Here is an 18,218-nt window from a genome sequence, read left to right on the forward strand (position 1 = left end):
GGAGGTGGTCGCCGTGGACCGCAGGCTCCCGGGGGCGCTCGGCGCGGTGGTGTCGCCGCCGCCTCCCGTGACCGGCGTCCACAGGGCGGGGACGATCGGCGGCTCCCAGCCGACCAGCGAGGTGTGGCTCTGGACGCAGCGGTAGTCGACGCCGTTGTAGGTCACCACGGTGCCGGCGGTGTAGGCCGTGTTGGGCGCCCACGCGGCGGCCATGGCGGCGCGGCTCGCGACGGTGACCGTGGCCGACGCGCCCGGCCCGAACGCGACCGCCGTTCCGAGTGGCAGGAGCATCGCCCCCGTCGCTAGCAGGATCTTGGCGAACTTGTGTCTCATATGTGCTCCACGTCCATCGGCGGATGCGAATGGGGGGTCGATCAGGACGTACGTACGGCGGCGGCGCGCGGCCGGTGAACCCGGCCGACGATCGCGCCTGCCGCTCGCCTGGCGTTCCAGGGCGGCGGGGCGGTACGGAGCGGCGAGAGGGACGGCGGGGACCGCGGCATGGCGGCGACCTTCCTGCCTCGGCATTACAACGGAAACTCTTAAGAAGCTTTCCTTATAATTAGCAGCGAACCTACCCCGCCGTTGACTCTCCCGTCAATGTCCTGTCACGCTCGCTTCGACACGCCGCGCCGGTCTACGCTCACAGGTCATGAACGGGCTTCACCAGGGACCCTGGACGCACGAGGACCACTGTTCGGCGCTTGAGGCGGAGGTGGCGCGGTTCGCGAAGGTGGCGGAGGGCGCCGCCCCCGGGGCGGAGGTGCCGACCTGCCCGGGCTGGACGATCGCCAGGCTGCTCAAACACGTCGGCATCACGCACCGCTGGGCCGAGCACATCGTCCGCCGCCGGGTGCAGCAGCCCCTCAGATCCCGGGAGGTGCCCGTCACGCTGCCGGAGGACGACGCGGGCTATCCCGGCTGGCTGGCCGAAGGCGCGGCCGTCCTGCTCGCCACGCTGCGCGCCGCGGGGGGCGAGGAGCCCGTGTGGTCGTGGGGGGCCGAGCGGACGTCGGGGTTCTGGGCGCGGCGGATGCTGCACGAGTCCACGGTGCACCGGGCGGACGCCGAGATCGCGCTCGGGCGCGAGCCGCGCATCGAGGTTCCGGTCGCGGTGGACGGGGCCGAGGAGTTCCTGGACAACCTGCGGGCCGCCGCCTGGCTCGCCGAGGGCCTCGCGGAACTGCCCGGCGGCGGCGAGCGGCTGCACTTCCACGCCACCGACGCCGGAGAGGCGGGCGAGTGGACGGTCACGCTGGCCCCCGGCGGCTTCACCTGGGAGCGAGGCCACGGCAAGGGCGACGTGGCCGTCCGCGCCACCGCCGCCGACCTCCTACTCCTCCTCTACGGCCGCCGCAAACCGGCAGACCACCACTACGACCTCTTCGGAAACCAGCCACTCCTCGACCAATGGCTGACCAAAACCGCCTTCTGAAACCCCGGGCGACCAACCGGAAACGGTGATCCGGCCAACGGCCCATCTCTCACATCGTGCGTCTGCGGTCAGGAGACGGCGCGGGCCAATGGTGGCCACTAAGGTGGCTGGATCACGTGGTGGGAATGGTCAGGATATCCTCCCGCAGGTTTTCCCACGCATCGTAGAGGGCGTTGCGGGCGGTCAGCAGTGATTCGAGGTTCTGCGCGCCCGCGTCGAGAGACCGTAACGCATGCCGGATGGCGATCGCCGCCTGCCGGCGCAGCCATTCGGGGGCGGCGTCCGCGGGGTTGCCGAACCACTCGTCTTGTGCCAGATACATCGTTTCGATGGCAAGGTCGTACCACTCGCTGGGCGTGGGATGGTTTCCGCCGCGAACTTGGTCGAGGATGGATGTCACCTCAGGAATGTGCAGGTTGTAGCGTTCGGCGAGCAGCTCGGCCAGGTGGATGAGGAACAGACGCCGGTCAGCGGGAGACGCGTTGCGAAGATGTGCGGCGAGTTCCGGTTCGGCTGATGCGAATGCGCTCGGAGGAGCCGCGCCGGACGGTATCGGTCGATCGACGGCGATTATCGTTTGCAGCGAGTCCAGCCATTCCAGGTCAAGCCGAAATCCACCATGCAACTCCATGATCGCCAATGCGGCGGCATTCCTGTCCGCCCGGGTGTACTGACGCATTACATCCAGCTCGTGTCGTGCTGCGGCGACGTCGGCGCCGTAGGGCCTGTCTGTGTCGAAGAAGTCACCCAGCCCAAAGATAATTTCGCCGTTCTCGGCGCATACCAGCCGCTCTCCTCCCGTGGTATGCCAGGAAGCAGACCAGATTCGACGTCCCGCGCTCATCCACCTGTAGAAATCCGGGTCATTAGTGTGTATCAACCCCGGTTCGATGAGGTTGACGCGGGATCCCGACCTCACCGGGACGACGATATTTATGTCGCGAAGGTGATCGCAGGCCATTCTCGGAGTCTCCTCCCACATCTCAGGAGGAGCGCCACCCGACAGAGCGGTCGCGATGTCGTAGAACTCGACGGCTTCGCCGCCGCCGATCACGACGGTCCAAGCGATGCCTTCCCCCATCCACGTCTGGCCGAGCAGATCGCGGTAATGCCCGACCGCCGCGTCAACACGCATCGACGAAGCCCCTCTCAGATCTTCGCGTTGAACGGTTCCAGGTGGGGGTGCGGCTTTAGTGCGGCAGCCCCCACGTGGAAGGTTGGTGGCATTCTACTCCTGTTAGTTATGTCCAGGAATAGTTGCCATGCATTCCTCTGGATTGTCTAACGCGGTTTCGAACTTGATGAAATAGGGGTCACCGATTAGAAGCCGCTCTTTCCCGTAGAAGCTGCCGAGGAGATTCCCGGTCCGGCCGTTTTCTCCTCCGGGTATGGGACATAGCGAGAATCCCGCATTGGTGACAATGGCTCCTGCATACTTGGGGTTCCATCTCTCCCAGGTTTTAGCGAACGGGAATTCGTCGCACTGATTGCCGCTGCTGCCATCGGTAGAAGTCCCCCAGAGCCACGTGCAATAGGGTTCGGTCAAGCTCTTCCGGTTGCTATCACCTATTGTCGGCTGGATTCGGTGTAGATAGTTGTTTTTCATCTGCTTGTCTGGATCAAGGCAGCCGGGAATTGATTTCCCGGTGCGCAGCAGTCTCTGCATCGCCTCCGGCCCGCGATGCCCGGCCTGCTCGGCCAGGTTCCAGCAGTTCTTACGCTCGACGCCCGACAGCAGACCGCTGACATAAGCACGGACCGTCCTGCGGGGCTCGACCCGGCCGAACCGGGACGCTTCATGAGGATCTCTTCTGTCGGTTTCAGCCTGTTCGGCTCGTCGACGCAGCTCGGTTCTGGTCTCCTGTGGCGCCTCGTGGTCCGCACGCGGTTGGTCGGTGGGGTGAGCGCATCTATCGGTGGCGTCGACGGTCAGCGTCTGTAGCGCTCGGGGTCGCAGAGCTTCCAGGTGCCGTGCTCCTTGCGGAGGAACAGTGTCGCGGGTTGCTGTCGCGGCCGGGTGACCCGTACTTCCGCGATGTCCCCGTTGATCCGGACGTCGTCGACGGTGATCGGGATCAGCTCGGCCTGCGGGTCGCCGTGGTCGTCCGGGGAATCGATGTCGTACATGACCCCCGCGGCCTCCTGCGGGCAGAGCATCGACAGGACGGTGGCGTTGTCGTTGCGGTCGACCGCGGCGGCGAAGTCCACGACCGTCTTGCGGATCACGTCCTGCTCCCCGCCGCCACCGCCTGCGCCGCCACCGCCCGCGCCGGAGCGGGACGTGGCGAGGTATCCGGCGATCACGGCGGCGATCAGGACGACGGGCAGCGCGATGACCCAGACGAGGTTCCGCCGGAACGCGGAGGGGCGCGGCGGCGGTCGCTGGGGGAAGGGGTCCATCGGTTCAGCCCTTCTGGGTCTTGAGGAGTGCGTCGATGAGGGCCTGGACCTCCCGCATCGCCTTCTCCCTGAGCCGCGCCTGTTCCTGGCGCCATTTGGGGTCGGCGCCGGAGATGAAGTACGAGCTGCCCGACAACTTCGAGCCGTTGGCCGTCCTGGACAGCCATTGGGTGTTCGTCGGGGAGTTGGCGACCAGCCACATGTTCTCCGGCGTCAGCTTGATGAAGTTCCGCATGGTCACCAGGCGCCGCAGAGGGATGATGTGGTCGTAGGCCACGCCCGTGACCTTCCGTCCGTCGGTGTACGCGGGATCGAGCGCGCCGCGTCTGAGGGGTAGCTTGCCCTGCAGGATCAAGGTCAGGGGGGCCTGCGTCTTCCGGTCCGGCCGGGTGAGGTCGAGTGCCTCGTAGACGGCCCTGACCCGCGGCGGGAGCTCCACCTGCGGGATTCTGTCTACTCGGACGGTCATCCCCTTCTTGCCTCGCCCGTAGTTGAGGAAGTCGTATTGCTCAGGGTTCCAGCGGGTGACCGCCCGCTTCTCCGCCTCGGTCAGGTGCCTGACCGCGTCCGAGACCTTGCGGATCTGTTCGGGCTTCGGCTTGGGGAACTTCGACAGCGGGTGGCTTCGCAGCACCTTGGAGAACGCGCTGACGCACTGCCGCACCCGGGAGATGGCCCGGCTCATCTGGGCGTTGAGCGACCGCGCCTCGGCGTTGTAGGCGGTGACGTAGGCGCGGTCCGTACTTATCCTCGGCTTGGCGTTGTGGACCTTGATCAGCCTCTGGACGTGTTTCGCGTCGGCGATCGGCCCGGCGCACAGGTCGTCGATGTCGCCGGCGGCCGCAGAGGACGCAGGGGCCGCAGGGGCGGTAAGGAGTGTGAGGGAAGTGACCAGGGCAACAGACATCACTGCGATTTTTACAGTGGGAGTCACGATCACATTGTGAAACGCCGAGCGCGCATTCCGCCAGAGCCCCGGCGTCGGTTCGCCTCGTACGCGCCGATGGGACGGCCGCCGTCCGTTCGGCGCGGCGACGGGGTCGCGTGCGCTGCACTTGTATGAGAGCGGTGCTCTTGACGGTGTCGAGGGATCTCGTGTTCACTGGTCTCACACGAGAGCGATGCTCTCGATCGGCGAGAGGGGATCAGCGATGGCGACCAGGTACCTGGAGAAGGCCGGCGGGCGCGTCGCCTACGACTTGGCGGGACCCGAGGACGGGCGGCCGATGATCCTCCTGCACGGGATGGGGGACACGCGGGCGACCTTCCGCTTCCTGGCGCCGCGCCTGGCGGAGGCCGGGTACCGGGTGGCGGCGATGGACGTGCGCGGGTACGGGGAGTCGAGCACCGGCTGGCCGGGTTACGACGTCGCGTCGATCGGGGAGGACGTGCTGGCGCTCGCCCGCGCACTCGGCGGCGGCCCGGCCATCGTGGTCGGGCACTCCATCGGCTGCGCCTCTGCGGTGTGGGCGGCGGTCAGGGCGCCCAGGGAGATCGGCGAGTTGGTGCTGATCGGCTCCTTCTCCGGAGACACGCCGGTCAAGTCGTGGATGAAGCTCGCCTCGCGGGCGGTGGCACGCAGCCCGTACCTGTGGGGGATGTTCCTGCGCTCGTCCTATCCGACCGCACGGCCCGCCGATTTCGACGACTACCTGCGCGCGATCAAGGCCAACCTGCGCGAGCCGGGACGGTCGGCCGCGCTGTGCGCCCAGATCGAGGTGTCCCTGGCGGGTGTGGCGACCCGCTATCGGGAGGTGCGCTGTCCGGCGCTGGTGGTCATGGGCACCATGGATCGCGACTTCGCCGACCCGGCGGCCGAGGCGCGGCTGATCGCCGGCAAGCTGGGCGGCCAGGCCGAGGTGCTGCTCGTCGGGGGCGCCGGGCACTACCCGCACGCCGAGATGCCGGAGGAGACCGCGAAGGCCGTCCTCGCCGCCCTTCGCCTCAGCGGCGGGGACGCCGCCGGTCGTGAGGGCTCGACCGGTCAGAAGGGGACGCCGCAGCGGAGGATGACGTTGGCGTAGGGGTGGGCCTCGCCGGTGCGGATGATGAGCTTGCAGGCGCCGGTCAGGTGTTTGAGCCGCTCGTGCGGCACGTACGACAGGCGGGGGAGCCGCTCCTTGAGCAGGGCGGCGCACTCGGGGTTGGCCGTCCGGACCTCCTGGGCGGCGATGGCGCCCTCGATGACGATCTCGGCGAGCACGCCGTCCAGCACGTCGGCGAACGCGGGAATCCCCGGCAGGAACGCCAGGTCGACGACCTGCGCGCCGGACGGCAGGGGCATCCCGCTGTCGCAGATCAGCACCTCGTCGGTGTGCCCGAGCCGGGCGATGGCCCCGGCCAGGGCCGCGTTGAGAATGCCGGTGCGCTTCATGGTCCCTCGACCTCCTCCAGGGTCGGAAACGAGCTCTGTGCGCCGGCCTTGCGCACCGTCGCGGCGCCGACCCGCACCGCGAACGCCGCCGCGGCGGCCAGGCCGTCCCCGCGTGCCAGCCGCCAGGCCAGCGCGCCGGTGAACGCGTCGCCGGCTCCGGTCGTGTCCACCACCTCGACCCGGGGGCTCGGGACGGCGACCACTCCCGACGCGTCGGCGACGACGGCGCCGTCCGCGCCGAGGGTGATCACCACCGAGCGCGGGCCGAGTTCGAGCAGCGCCCTGGCCTGGACGGACGGCGGGGCCGTCAGGCCGAGGACCATCCTGGCCTCATGCTCGTTCACGACGAGCGGATCGCACAGGGCGAGCAGTTCGTCGGGCACGGGGGCCGGCGGCGAGAGGTTGAACACGACCCGCCGGGCCGCGCGCGCGGCGGCGAGCACGATGGGCAGCGGCGTCTCCAGTTGCAGCGAGACGATCGGGGCCGAGGCGAGCAGGTCGGCGGCGTCGGCCACGTCCTGCTCGGCGATCCGCGCGTTGGCGCCGGGGGAGACGATGATGCTGTTGTCGCCCCCCGGGCCGACCGAGATCATCGCGACGCCGGTCGGCGCGGCGGTGTCGTGCAGATGGGTGAGGTCCACCTGGGCGTGTCCGAGGGACTCGCGCATCATGCGGCCGTGGTCGTCGTCGCCGACCCGGCCGAGCATCGACACGCGCGCTCCCAGGCGGGCGGCGGCCACGGCCTGGTTGGCGCCCTTGCCGCCGGGATAGGTGGCGAGGTCGGAGCCGAGGACGGTCTCGCCGGGGCCGGGACGCCGGTCGACGCGGACCACCAGGTCCACGTTGACCGACCCCACGACCACCACCTCCGGCGGCAGCCCTGGGCCGGAGCGCGGCGTCACGTGGCCGGGGGCCGTGCCCGGCGGTTCGATCGACGTGGTCGTGTCCGTGCCGGGCGCCTTGGTGGTCGCGCGGGCCGTGGTGGTGTCCGTGCCGGCGACCTCGGTGGATGCCGTGTGCGTGGCCGTGTCCGGGTCGCCCGTGGGGGCCGTGCCGGCCGGGTCGGTGGAGTCGGTGGTGTTCATGCTGGTCAGGAGGCGGAGAAGTCGGAGATGTTCTCCTTGGTGGCGACCTTCACCGGCACGTCCAGCGTGGCCGGGAGCTTGTCGCCCTTCGCGGCCTTGACGGCGTTCTGGACGGCCTGCTGACCGAGCAGCGCCGGCTGCTGGGCGACGCTGGCGGCCAGCGTGCCGTCCTGGATCGCCTTGAGTCCGTCAGGAGTGCCGTCGAAACCGACGACCTTGACGGCCTTGCCCGCCTTGGCGCCGAGCGCCTTGACCGCGCCGAGGGCCATCTCGTCGTTCTCGGCGAAGACGCCGGTGATGTCCGGGTGCGACTGGAGGAGGTTCGTCATGACGTCCAGCCCCTTGGTCCGGTCGAAGTCGGCCGGCTGCTGCGCGACGACCTGGATGCCGGCATAGGCCTTGATGCCGTCGGCGAAACCCTGCCCGCGGTCACGGGAGGCGGAGGTGCCGGCGACGCCCTGCAGGACGACGACCTTGCCCTTCTCGCCGAGCTGCTTCGCGAGCTCCTGGGCCGCGAGCTTGCCGCCCGCCACGTTGTCGGACGCGACCGTCTGCGCCACCTGGGCGTTGTTGACCCCGCGGTCGACGGCGAGGACCGGGATGCTGGAGCGTTCCGCGAGCTTCACGGCGGGCGCGGCGGCGTCGGAGTCCACCGGGTTGAGGATGATCGCCTTCAGGCCCTGGCTGGTGAAGTTCTGCACCTGGTTGACCTGCTGGGACGCGTCGTTCTGCGCGTCGGTGACGGTCAGCGTCGCGCCGAGCTTCTTCGCCTCCGCCTCGGCCCCGTCGCGCAGTTGGACGAAGTAGGGGTTGTTCAGCGTGGAGATCGACATCCCGATCTTCACGCCCGAGCCTCCGGAACCGCCGGAGGCGGCGCCTTCGGTGGACGAACCGGAGCCGCAGGCGGTCAGGCCCAGGGTGAGCGCGGCGCCGGCCAGGACAAGAGCGGGGATTCGCATGGTGGGGCTACCTCGTTGGTCTAGCGGTGGTGGTCGAGCGGTGTTCGATGTTCTTCAGGCGGGTTCAGGCGGGTTCAGGCGGAGCCACGGCGGCGGAGCGTGTCGACCAGGACCGCGAGCGCGATCACCACGCCGATCACGACCTGCTGCCAGAAGGCCGAGACGGACAGCAGGTTCAGGCCGTTGCGCAGCACGGCGAGGATCAGCGCGCCGACGAGGGTGCCGAGCGCGCGTCCCTTGCCGCCGGACAGGCTCGCCCCGCCGATGACGACGGCGGCGATGGCGTCCAGCTCGTACCCGGAGGCGGCCTGCGGCTGCGCCGAGGCCAGGCGGCTGGCCAGGACGACGCCGGCGATCGCGGCGAACGCCCCGGAGAGGGCGTAGGTCACCAGCTTCTGCCGGTCGACCTTGATGCCCGACAGCCTGGCGGCCTCCTCGTTGCCGCCGATGGCGTACATGGCGCGCCCGGCGTAGGTGCGGTTCAGGATGACCGCCGTGACCACCCCCATCAGCGCCATGACCAGCACCGGTACGGGCAGGTACCCGCCGAGCGTGTCGCCGAGGTGGGAGACCGCGTCCGGCATCGCGATCGGGCTGCCCTGCGAGACGACCAGCGCCAGCCCGCGGGCCACGCCGAGCATGGCCAGCGTGGCGATGAACGGCGGCAGCCTGCCGTAGGCGATCAGCGCGGCGTTGACCAGGCCGCAGGCCAGGCCCACGACCAGCGCGATCACCGTGGCCAACGGCCATGGCAGGCCGGCGGACGTGGCGGTCCAGGCCAGCACGATCGCCGACAGTGCGGCCACCGCGCCGACGGACAGGTCGATGCCGGCGGTGATGATGACGAACGTCGAGCCGAACGCGAGGATCGCGGTGACGGCCGCCTGCACGCCCACGTTGAGCAGGTTGGTCACGGTGAGGAAGTCACCGGACATCAGCGACAGCGCGACCGCGAGCACGACCAGCGCGGCCAGTGGGCCGTTCTCGGCGAGCAGGCCGCGCACCGCCGGCCGCCTGGTGAGCACGTCAGTGGACACGAGCATCCTCCACCTCGGTGACGGCCAGGGCCATCACCGAGTCCTGTGTAGCCTCGGCCGCGTCGAGCTCGCCGACGAGCCTGCCTCTGGCCATGACGAGCACGCGATCGCTCATTCCGAGGATCTCCGGCAGATCGCTGGAGATCATGAGCACCGCGTGTCCCGAGGCGGTGAGCGAGTTGATCAACTGGTAGATCTCGACCTTGGCGCCGACGTCGATGCCGCGCGTGGGCTCGTCGAGGATGAGCACGCGGGCGTCGGCGAGCAGCCACTTGCCGATCACGATCTTCTGCTGGTTGCCGCCCGACAGCGTGCGGACCTCCTGGCCGAGATGGCTCATCCGCACACCGAGCCGGGCCGCGACGCGCTCGGCGGCGGTCCGCTGACCGGCGCGGTCGACGAAACCGCCGCGGGTGGCGCGCCGGAGCGTGACCAGGCCGAGGTTCTCCGCGATGTCCGCGCCGAGGACCAGGCCCTGGCCCTTGCGGTCCTCGGGTACCAGGCCGAGGCCGGCCTCCATCGCGGTGTGCACGTCGCCGCCGGGGAGCCGGCGGCCGTCCATCCGCACCTCGCCGGAGTCGTAGCGGTCGGCTCCGAACACCGCCCGCGCCACCTCCGTGCGTCCGGCGCCGACCAGCCCGGCGAGGCCCACGACCTCGCCGGCGCGCACCTCGAACGAGACGTCCGTGAACGCCCCGGCCCTGGTCAGGCCCTGGACCCGCAGAAGCGGCGGGCCGGGCGCGGCCGGCTCGCGCGGGTACTGCTGGTCGATGGGCCGGCCCACCATCAGGCGGACCAGCTCCTCCTGCGGCGTCGTCGCCGGCGCCTCGGCCACGGAACGGCCGTCCCGCAGCACCGTCACCCGGTCGCCGACCTGCGCGATCTCCTCCAGGTGGTGGGTGATGAAGACCACCGCCACCCCCTGGTCGCGAAGCTGGCGGACGATGCCGAACAGCCGCTGGACCTCGGTGGTGGTCAGCACGGCGGTCGGCTCGTCCATGATCAGCACGCGGGCGTTCAGCGCCAGCGCCTTGGCGATCTCGACCATCTGCATGCGGGCGATGCCCAGGTCGGCGACCTTGGCGCGCGGGTCCACGTCGATGCCGACCCGCGCCAGCAGCCCGCGGGCCTGTTCGTGCATCCGCCGGGTGTCGACCAGGCCGAACCTGCGCGGCGGCCGCCCGAGGGCGAGGTTCTCGCCGACGGTGAGCTGCGGTACGAGGTTGAACTCCTGGTAGATGGTGGCGATGCCGAGCCGCTGCGCGTCGGCGGCCGTGCGGATCTCGACCGGCGCGCCGTCCACCAGGATGCGGCCGGAGTCGGGGTGGTAGGCCCCGGAGAGCATCTTGATCAGCGTGCTCTTGCCGGCGCCGTTCTCGCCGAGCAGGACGTGGACCTCGCCCGCGCGCAGCGCGAGGTCCACGCCGTCCAGCGCCACCACGCCCGGAAACCGCTTCCCCAGGCCCTCGACCCGCAGGACCTCCCGCCCCGCGGGGCCGCCGGCCGGTGCGTCCGGCCGGCCCGCCGGATTCTCGCTCATGCCGTGACCCTTTCCGCCTCGCCCGCCGGCGTCGCCGCGTGCCGCTGTGCCTCGCCGCAGGACTCGCGCACGACCAGGTGGGCCGGAAGCACAACCGAGTCGGCACGCCTTCCATGAAGGATGTCCAGCAGCACGCGCACCGCGCGCCGGCCCAGCTCGGCCGTCGGCTGGCCGATCGCGGTGACCGGCGGGTTGATGTGGCGGAACCACGCCACATCGTCGAAGGAGGTGAGCGCGATGTCGGCCGGGATCCGAAGCCCCCGCTTCCGGATCTCGTCCAGCGCGCCCAGCGCCATGAGGTTGTCGCCGAGGAAGATGACCTCGGGCGGCTCGGGAAGGTCCAGCAGCGCGGCGGTCTGCGCCTGGCCGCTGCCGGCCCGGAAGTCGCCGACGCGCACGTACTCCGGCGGCACCGCAAGGCCGGTCTCCGCCGCCGCCGCGAGGAACGCCTTTGTCCGCTCGCGCCCGGTGGAGAGCGTCCCCGGCCCGGAGATGAACGCCACCCGCCGGTGGCCGAGGTCGCGCAGGTGGCCGGCCAGTTCTCTGATGGCCTCCGTGCCGTCCACCCGCACCGACGGGACGTCCAGGCCGGGAAGGGTCCGGTCCAGGAAGACCAGCGGCCTGCCGCCCCGCGCCACCTCCTCGATGAGCGGCGTGACCTCGGCCGTCGGGCAGATGAGCAGCCCGTCGACCCGCTGCTCCAGCAGGGTGCGCACGTAGTGGTCCTGCTGGTCGGCCCGTTCGTCGGCGTTGCCGATGACGACGGTGTATCCGGCCTCCCGCGCCTCGTCCTCGACGGCCCTCGCCAGCTCGGTGAAGAACGGGTTGAGGATGTCGCCGATGATCAGCCCGAGCGTCCTGGTCGCCTCGGTGCGCAGCGAGCGCGCCACGGCGTTCGGGACGTAGTTCAGGGCCGCCATCGCGGCGTACACCCGGCTCCTGGTCTCCTCGGTAACCGACGGGTTGTCGTTGAGCACGCGGGAGACCGTGGCGACGGAGACGCCCGCGTGCGCGGCGACATCCTTGATACGGGCCATCGGTCCTCCATGTAATCGATTTCACGAGGGTATGTAATCGATTACATGGATGTAAACCGACATCTTCGTGACGTGTGTCACATTCGTGGTTGTCTATGGCTGTATGGGATGTCAGAGGTGTTCTGTCTGTTTCGTGGTGGCGCGCACATCGCGGGGCGCCGGGGAAGGCGCCGAGACCGGGTTCGGCTTCAGCTTCCGCTTCCGCGTGGGTGGATGACCCGCTTCCAGTCGGGGCCGAGGGCGTCGGCGTACGCCGCGCGTTCGTGGCCGAGCCCCGACCAGCTCTCGGGCCGCTCGGCCACCGCGAGGCAGTCGCTGCCGTGCAGACCCCACACCTCGGCCTCCAGCCAGCACAGCCGCCGGTACTTGCCCGGCGCCGTCACCTGGGAGCCGAAGTCCCACCCCACCGCCGACACCGGCCTGCCCGCGAACTGCCGCGCCGCCCGCTCGACGTACGCGCGCCGGGTGACCGTCTCAGGATGCAGGAAGGACAGGTCGAAGCCGTTGAGGCCGAGCCCGAATGCCGCCAGGCCGAACAGGAACGTGGTCCGCACGCCCCTGCTCGCGCAGTACGCGGCGATCCGCCGCGCCCCGCGCAGGGCCCCGGCGTACGACAGGACGTACAGCCGCTTCAGCGAGTGCGTCTCCAGGTAGCGGCCGACGGCGGCGACGACCGTGGCCCCGGAGGCGACGGTGTCGGCGACCAGCAGCGTGTCCGCCGGCGCCTCGATCTGTGCGTAGGGCACCTCGACGTGCGCGGACGCCCCCGACACGGCCACGCGCGAGGTGGCGACCAGGTTGAGCGGCAGGTTGTGGCCGCTCTGCTCAAGGACGGCGTCGCCGAGCTGGTAGACCAGCCCCTTGCTCAGGATCACCAGTTCGGCCGTACGCGCGGGGTCGTACTCGTCGGCCAGGTGACCGACGAAGTGCCGGCTGGACGCCAGGCAGACGCGGCGGAAGCCGGCCCCGATGAGGTTGCGGTCGAACAGCATCCGTTCGAGAGAGTCGTTGCGCACCACGTACAGCCGGGAGGCGTCGCTCCCGGTCTCGATGAGCTCCGCGGTGCTGCCTTCGGTGTCGAGGACCACGCGGCCTCCTTCGGTCGTCCGGAGCACCGGACGGCTCCGGTTCCGCGCCGGTCGGCCGCCGGTTCCCGGTCATCCAGGGATTCGGTCGAGCAGCCGCAGCGCCTCCAGCATCGGGACGTCGGCGTGGAGGACGTTGTGGCGGTATTCGCTGATCGCTGCGGCGAGCCAGCCGGGCACATCGGCCGCAGAGGGCGCGCCACCGTCCTCCGCCGGCCCCGCCAGGGCCTCGCCGCCGGCCTCCACCAGCTCTGACAGGGCCTCGCCGGCGCGCAGGAAGTCGTCGACGACGGCCGCGGAGAGGGCGGCGACGTGCGGGTGGACGTAGTCCCGGACGGTGACCCCGCGATATTCGAGCAGGTCGGCCCGGTATTTGGAGTTCGGCGGCGCGACGACCACGACGGGCGTGCCGAAGGTCGCCGCGGCGGCCATCTCGACGCCGATGCCCAGGCCCCGCCTCTCGCGCGCGTCCACCACGACCGCGGTCGCGATCATCACCTGATACATGTCACGGCCGAACTGCCCGAGGGTGTTACCCGGGTCGGTGATCGGGTCGTCGGGGTTGAGGAACACGACCTCGTGCGGCGCGGCTCCTTTGGCGACCTCCATCCTCTCCGGGTCGGACCAGGTGAGCTTCCCGCGGTCGGAAGCGCCCTTGGTGATCGAACCGGAGCAGTACACCGAGACCTTCACTGGTGCTTTCCCTCGCCCTGATCGCCCCGCCCGCGACGGTCACCCGCCCGGGAAGCCCGGCCCGCGGCCGGTCCGGCGCGGGATACGGGGAGCGGTCAGCCGAGCGTGCGCGCCATCCGGTCCGCCACGGCCGCCACGTTGGACAGCGCGTCCCCACAGGTGACGGCGGGACCGAAATGTCGTGACCTACTGGCGCCGATGATCGCGAGCCTGAAGGCGTTCGCCGAGCCGCTCCCAAACAGCATCGACGTAATAATGCCGAACTCGGGGCTGGATCTCAGAAGAATGAGCTCCTTCCAGGTCGCCGTCCGGTGGACGAAATGATCGACGCGCAGCCACTGAAGCGCGAGTTCGAGGCGGCGGGACGACAGCACCCGCCCTTTCATCTCCTTCCCGGAATCGCCGGGCAGGCAGGAAAGCGGCCCTATCGGCAGGTCCAGCAGAATCGCGGTGTCGAGATCGCGGACATAACAGCGCACATACGCCGCCGACAGAAAGAGCGCCAGCAGGCTTTCCGCGTCCCCGGGCACCGGCGCCGGCAGCGTCCTGACCACGAAACGGGTGACGAACGCCTGGCCCTCCAGCCGGTCCGGCGACCTGGCCAGGATGCTCTCGACCCGGCCGCACGGGCGGTGCCACGCCCGCGCCACCGCGTGGACGACGCCCGACAGCTCACCCCCCGGCGCCAGCCCCCGCAGCCACAGCTCGGCGATGCCGGCGGCCGTCGGCCTGCCGAAACGGGGGTACCACGTCAGCTCGGGCCCGAAGCGCAGCCGGGGCGGCGGCGCCGAGTACGGGTTGCGCTCGTCGCGGCGGTACTCGCGGACCTTGAGGTCGCGGTAGGCGGTCAGCTCCGGCGTGGGCGAGGTGTGGCGCACCAGGCCCGCGCGGACGAGCGGCGCGATCCGCTCCAGGAACACGCCGAACCAGGGCAGCTCGAACATGTAGGAGGACGGGAAGATCAGGTAGGCGTCGGTGGTCAGCACGGCGAGCCGGGTGGCCCGCAGCGCCCGCGCCAGGACGTCCGCGCCGCGGACCCCGGCGGCGTCCCGGCCGTGGCAGGCCAGGACCTCCGGGTTGACGTAGTGCATGAACACGGACCGCTCGCGCCGGTAGGCGTCCGCGCCCTGGTCGTCGTGCGCCGCGGGCCGCGCGTTCCCGGCGTCACCGTAGGTCGCGGCGTCGCCGGAGGTCGCGGGCCATCCGGAAGTGACGTCCGCCGGACGTCCCCGCTGCTCGCGCCGTTCGCTGCGCCGTTCGGGCCGTTCGGGCCGTTCGGGCCGTTCGGGCCGTTCGCGTCCTTCGCGCACGACGGTCACGTGCAGGTCGCGCCCCGCGGTGAACGCGTCCCGCCGCGCCGCCACCCGCTGGTCACGGTCAGCGTTCATCGTCGCAGGAGCCCGGGAGCACGCGCTGGTCGCGACCGGCGGTGTAGGCGTCCCGCCCCGCGGTGATGCTCTGCACCACCGTGAACGAGTCCCGCGCGGCCAGGTGGCGCACGTCGCGCAGGAGGTCCTGGAACTCGGGGGCGGCGTCGCCGTGCTCGGCCAGGAAGTCGCCGAGCAGGCCCGCCCAGCGGCGTCCCTCCTCGTCGGCGATCGGCGTCAGGTCGCCGGACGGCTTCCGCAGCCGCCGTTCGCTGTTCTCCAGCTCGCGGACCAGATCGGGTGCGCGGGCGGCCCCATGGCGGTTGAAGATCTTCTTCAGGCGCGTCTTGGTGGCTTCCCAGGTGTCTCGGGTCATGGCCTGGACCAAAGCCGCTCCCGCGGCGGCGGCGAGGCCGGCCAGGGCGGGATCCATCGCGACTCCTTCGTGTGCGACGCGTTTCCCCACTGGACGGCTAATGCCAGGCCAGTATGCAGCGCGGCGCGGAGTTTTTCCAGGAATCGCGGCATCGCGCATGAATGTTTACTGGGTAAGGACACGACAATCGGCCGGACGGCCGGTTAAGGACCGCCGTTAAGCGTGATCTCCGTTCGCAGCTCAGGCGGAGAGTGGAATGTCGTGACCGGCGGTCGCCGATCGCCGAGGTGGACGCGAGTGGCCCACTCGGCGGCCGGATCGGGCGTGAGCCGGCGCCGATTCTCCGGCACGGAAATCGCGGTGCCGGGCCGAATTGCGATATTCCCCTGAGCGCGCATCCGGCCAGCGGCAGCCGGTGCTCATGTCCAGGCACGGAGCGGCCGGGAGGCGCTCATGAGCGAAAGGCCGGTCCGGGCCCGGCCGGCCGGCGCCGCGGCGCCGTTCAGGGACGCGTCAGACGCTGAGGCGGTGGTGGGTCAGGAGGGTGGTGAGAGGGGTGCCGAGGGCCCATTCGGCGAGTTGGCCCCGGTCGACCATGGCGAGGGCCGCCGCCTGGCCCTCTCTGGCGGCGGGCGGGGTGAATCCGCTGGAAGTGACCAGGACACCGGTGTGTCCGGCGTAGGTGTGCGCGAGGGCGCCCAGGAGCTCGCGGACGTGCGGTGCTCCGAGGTTGCCGGTCCAGCGTTTGCACTGCACGGCGAACAGGCGGCCGTCCGGGGCGGTGGCCAGGACGTCGACCCCGCCATCGCCCGCCTTGCCCACCACGCGCACCTTGCGGAAGCCGTCGCGCCGCAGCAACTCGGCGACCAGATGCTCGAACCGCTCACCGCTCATGCGGTCGATGGCCTCAAGGTGGGAGTTGGCCTGGAGATAGTGGTCGCGATGGCGGCGCGCCCGCCGCGCGGCCAGCAAGCCCACGCCGAGCAGGGCCACCCCCGCCGTCAGGGTGGCGACCAGCAGCCACGGCCATGACGCCTGCACGAACTTCACCATCGCGTTGACCAGCGGCACCGCCGCGACCAGCCCCGCGACCGCCCACATGATGCCGTCACCACCGAAGCCGCGCCCTCCGCGCCGGGCGAGCCGTCGTCGCGCCATCGGAACCTCCTCGGAAGTCAGGTGGTCACACCGACGAGTGTGAACCCCGCCACCGACAATTCCGCTCCGGCCGAAGTCGGTGCGCGGTCCACCAATGTCCGCCGGGTCGGGCACCGTACGGCGGCGCCGGCATCGCCGTACCCCCGACTCGCCGACCCGGCGCCGGTCACTTCCCAGCGCATACCGGGTGGGGAACCGCACGGGAACGGCACGCGGTGAGGCTGGGGGTGACCGTACGGGTGGCTGTTTGCGGCGGTTGCCGGGTCGGGTGTCGTATGGCGGTGGTGGGATGGCCGCCGTAGCCCGGGTCGCCGGCCCGGGCCGGTCAGATGTAATTCACATTCGGATGGAGAACGGCACGGCGGGGGTGGTGGTCACTGGGTGGCGGCCGTGCGGAGGGCCTGGAACTGGTCCAGTAGTGCCTTGTCGCCGGAGAGACGGACGCCGTCGTCTCCGCCGCGGTTCCACAGCCAGAGCAGCAGCGGCTCGGCCTCGCCACTCACCAGCGCGTCGCCGTCGAAGCCGGTCGCGGCGTCCTTCACCTCCACCCCGGCCGGGGTGGCCCGCAGGGTCCAGGCGTGGTGGCCGGCGGAGACCGACAGGGGACGGGGATCCGGGCTTTCCAGCAGGGAGCCGAAGTCGTCCTTCCAGTGGGCGCTGCCATAGCCCACGAAGAGCCGCAAAACCTCGTCCACACCGTCGAAGGCGAGATCATCGGCGATGGGGGAGACGCCGCCTCCGGCGGCGAGCTCGGCGTCGACACGGTGGATGACGGTCTCCTGGGCCATCCGGCGGATCCAGAAGCCGACCGTCTGATCGGGCTCGTGCCAGGTGGCCGCGCGGTCGCCGGGGGAGTGTGCCGCGAAGGCGTCGGTCAACCTGGCGTAGTACCTGTCGAGCGCGGTCAGCGGGTCGGCCGGGATGGCCTCCGGCCAGTCGTCGGGGAAGGCGCCAAGCCGGATGCACTCGACCTTGTGCAAATAGACCTTGGCGACGTGCTCGGCGAGGTCCGCCACGGTCCACTCGGGACAAGAGGGCACGCGCGCCGAAGCGTCGGTCGCGACAACGGCGGCACGGAGTAGCGAGAAGTTCTCAGCGAGATGCTCAATAAGGCGAGATGATTCCATGCCCCCTATCGAACCAGGTCACACCGACACCTCGCTCATCCGTTTCCTCCCACCGCCCACGAGGGCCGGCCTCTTCGGCGGGTCAGGGGCGGGACAGGCTCTCGTCGTGGGCGCGGGCGAGGAATTTGGGGACGACCATGCGCCAGGCGTCGGTGACCAGCTCGCGCATCTCGTCATGGCCGAGGGCCGCCAGCCGCGCGCGGACCCACTGGTAGCGCTCGTCGGACGGCAGGGGCATGAGGAACTTCTCCGGCTCGGCGGCGACCAGAGCGGCGCGTTCCTCCTTGGGGAAGCCGAAGCCCATCAGCGTCTCGTCGGGGGAGATGGAGGCGTAGACGATGCCCCGCACACGGAACTTCACGTGGTCGCGGACCAGCGCCTCCTCGGTGCGGGCGAGCGACATCGCCACCCGCCGCACGTCGTCAACGGTGATCGCTCGCTCAACTTCTGCGGTCATGGTCCGCAGAGTAGCCATCCCCACCGACATTCCATCGAGACCTCGAAGGAGACCCTCGCCGGGCCGGTCGGTCCGCCGGCCCGGCGAG

20 protein-coding genes and 1 pseudogene are annotated in these 18,218 nt (G+C 70.5%); 2 read left to right on the top strand and 19 right to left on the bottom strand.

The window, feature by feature from the left end:
* A partial coding sequence (locus ACZ6QO_RS20300; RefSeq protein ID WP_465852727.1) for a carbohydrate-binding protein occupies positions 1-333 on the bottom strand: 333 nt, incomplete at its 3' end.
* 319 nt (positions 334-652) lie between these two features.
* Between ACZ6QO_RS20300 and ACZ6QO_RS20305 the strand changes: the two genes are divergently transcribed.
* The gene (locus tag ACZ6QO_RS20305) at positions 653-1,435 is read left to right on the top strand and encodes a maleylpyruvate isomerase family mycothiol-dependent enzyme (protein WP_465852729.1); all 783 of its coding nucleotides are present in this window, start codon (positions 653-655) and stop codon (positions 1,433-1,435) included.
* A 112-nt stretch (positions 1,436-1,547) separates the two neighbouring features.
* Here the strand turns inward: ACZ6QO_RS20305 and ACZ6QO_RS20310 are convergent, their stop codons facing one another.
* The 5 genes and pseudogenes from ACZ6QO_RS20310 to ACZ6QO_RS20330 form a co-directional block, all read right to left on the bottom strand.
* On the bottom strand, positions 1,548-2,570 hold the full coding sequence (locus ACZ6QO_RS20310) for a hypothetical protein (RefSeq protein ID WP_465852731.1): 1,023 nt from the start codon (positions 2,568-2,570) through the stop codon (positions 1,548-1,550).
* A 102-nt stretch (positions 2,571-2,672) separates the two neighbouring features.
* Positions 2,673-3,101, bottom strand: a complete 429-nt coding sequence (locus ACZ6QO_RS20315) for a NucA/NucB deoxyribonuclease domain-containing protein (protein WP_465852732.1) — start codon at positions 3,099-3,101, stop codon at positions 2,673-2,675.
* Positions 3,081-3,281: pseudogene (locus tag ACZ6QO_RS20320) on the bottom strand (hypothetical protein); the annotation flags it as partial. The pseudogene ACZ6QO_RS20320 and the gene ACZ6QO_RS20315, both read right to left, overlap by 21 nt.
* Positions 3,282-3,364: 83 nt before the next feature.
* The gene (locus tag ACZ6QO_RS20325) at positions 3,365-3,835 is read right to left on the bottom strand and encodes an Rv0361 family membrane protein (protein ID WP_465852734.1); all 471 of its coding nucleotides are present in this window, start codon (positions 3,833-3,835) and stop codon (positions 3,365-3,367) included.
* A 4-nt stretch (positions 3,836-3,839) separates the two neighbouring features.
* Entirely contained in the window at positions 3,840-4,742 is a 903-nt protein-coding gene (locus tag ACZ6QO_RS20330; RefSeq protein ID WP_465852736.1) for a hypothetical protein, read from the bottom strand.
* Positions 4,743-4,986: 244 nt separating this feature from the next.
* On the opposite strand from ACZ6QO_RS20330, the gene ACZ6QO_RS20335 reads away from it, so the two are divergent.
* Positions 4,987-5,859 carry an alpha/beta fold hydrolase gene (locus ACZ6QO_RS20335; RefSeq protein ID WP_465852738.1) on the top strand — a complete coding sequence of 291 codons (873 nt, stop codon included), beginning with the start codon at positions 4,987-4,989 and terminating at the stop codon, positions 5,857-5,859.
* On the opposite strand, the gene rbsD is transcribed toward ACZ6QO_RS20335, so the two are convergent.
* From rbsD to ACZ6QO_RS20400, 13 genes are all read right to left on the bottom strand, one after another.
* Positions 5,820-6,209, bottom strand: coding sequence for a D-ribose pyranase (gene rbsD, locus ACZ6QO_RS20340; RefSeq protein WP_465852740.1), 390 nt, complete (start codon positions 6,207-6,209; stop codon positions 5,820-5,822). The two genes, ACZ6QO_RS20335 and rbsD, sit on opposite strands and share 40 nt — an antisense overlap.
* Positions 6,206-7,294, bottom strand: coding sequence for a ribokinase (locus tag ACZ6QO_RS20345; protein WP_465852742.1), 1,089 nt, complete (start codon positions 7,292-7,294; stop codon positions 6,206-6,208). The genes rbsD and ACZ6QO_RS20345 overlap by 4 nt, the downstream gene beginning before the upstream one ends.
* 5 nt (positions 7,295-7,299) lie before the next feature.
* Positions 7,300-8,253, bottom strand: coding sequence for a D-ribose ABC transporter substrate-binding protein (locus ACZ6QO_RS20350; protein ID WP_465852744.1), 954 nt, complete (start codon positions 8,251-8,253; stop codon positions 7,300-7,302).
* A gap of 74 nt (positions 8,254-8,327) precedes the next feature.
* A complete protein-coding gene (locus ACZ6QO_RS20355; RefSeq protein ID WP_465852747.1) occupies positions 8,328-9,296 on the bottom strand; it encodes an ABC transporter permease in 969 nt (322 codons plus the stop codon).
* Complete coding sequence (locus tag ACZ6QO_RS20360; RefSeq protein WP_465852749.1) at positions 9,280-10,830, bottom strand: sugar ABC transporter ATP-binding protein; 1,551 nt, start codon at positions 10,828-10,830, stop codon at positions 9,280-9,282. The genes ACZ6QO_RS20355 and ACZ6QO_RS20360 overlap by 17 nt, the downstream gene beginning before the upstream one ends.
* Positions 10,827-11,867 (bottom strand): LacI family DNA-binding transcriptional regulator, encoded by a 1,041-nt coding sequence (locus ACZ6QO_RS20365; RefSeq protein ID WP_465852751.1) that lies wholly within the window; start codon positions 11,865-11,867, stop codon positions 10,827-10,829. Before ACZ6QO_RS20365 ends, ACZ6QO_RS20360 begins: the two co-directional genes overlap by 4 nt.
* A gap of 188 nt (positions 11,868-12,055) precedes the next feature.
* Positions 12,056-12,955, bottom strand: coding sequence for a hypothetical protein (locus ACZ6QO_RS20370; RefSeq protein ID WP_465852753.1), 900 nt, complete (start codon positions 12,953-12,955; stop codon positions 12,056-12,058).
* Between the two features lie 69 nt (positions 12,956-13,024).
* Positions 13,025-13,645 (bottom strand): hypothetical protein, encoded by a 621-nt coding sequence (locus tag ACZ6QO_RS20375; RefSeq protein WP_465852754.1) that lies wholly within the window; start codon positions 13,643-13,645, stop codon positions 13,025-13,027.
* 95 nt (positions 13,646-13,740) lie between these two features.
* Positions 13,741-15,033, bottom strand: a complete 1,293-nt coding sequence (locus ACZ6QO_RS20380; RefSeq protein WP_465852755.1) for a hypothetical protein — start codon at positions 15,031-15,033, stop codon at positions 13,741-13,743.
* Positions 15,023-15,445, bottom strand: a complete 423-nt coding sequence (locus ACZ6QO_RS20385) for a hypothetical protein (protein ID WP_465852756.1) — start codon at positions 15,443-15,445, stop codon at positions 15,023-15,025. The genes ACZ6QO_RS20380 and ACZ6QO_RS20385 overlap by 11 nt, the downstream gene beginning before the upstream one ends.
* 456 nt (positions 15,446-15,901) lie before the next feature.
* On the bottom strand, positions 15,902-16,546 hold the full coding sequence (locus tag ACZ6QO_RS20390) for a restriction endonuclease (protein WP_465852758.1): 645 nt from the start codon (positions 16,544-16,546) through the stop codon (positions 15,902-15,904).
* 374 nt (positions 16,547-16,920) lie between these two features.
* Positions 16,921-17,673 (bottom strand): maleylpyruvate isomerase N-terminal domain-containing protein, encoded by a 753-nt coding sequence (locus ACZ6QO_RS20395; RefSeq protein ID WP_465852759.1) that lies wholly within the window; start codon positions 17,671-17,673, stop codon positions 16,921-16,923.
* A gap of 82 nt (positions 17,674-17,755) precedes the next feature.
* The gene (locus tag ACZ6QO_RS20400; RefSeq protein WP_465852761.1) at positions 17,756-18,130 is read right to left on the bottom strand and encodes an MmcQ/YjbR family DNA-binding protein; all 375 of its coding nucleotides are present in this window, start codon (positions 18,128-18,130) and stop codon (positions 17,756-17,758) included.
* Between the last annotated feature and the right edge of the window lie 88 nt (positions 18,131-18,218).

It is taken from the genome of Sphaerisporangium sp. NPDC049457 (assembly GCF_055586705.1).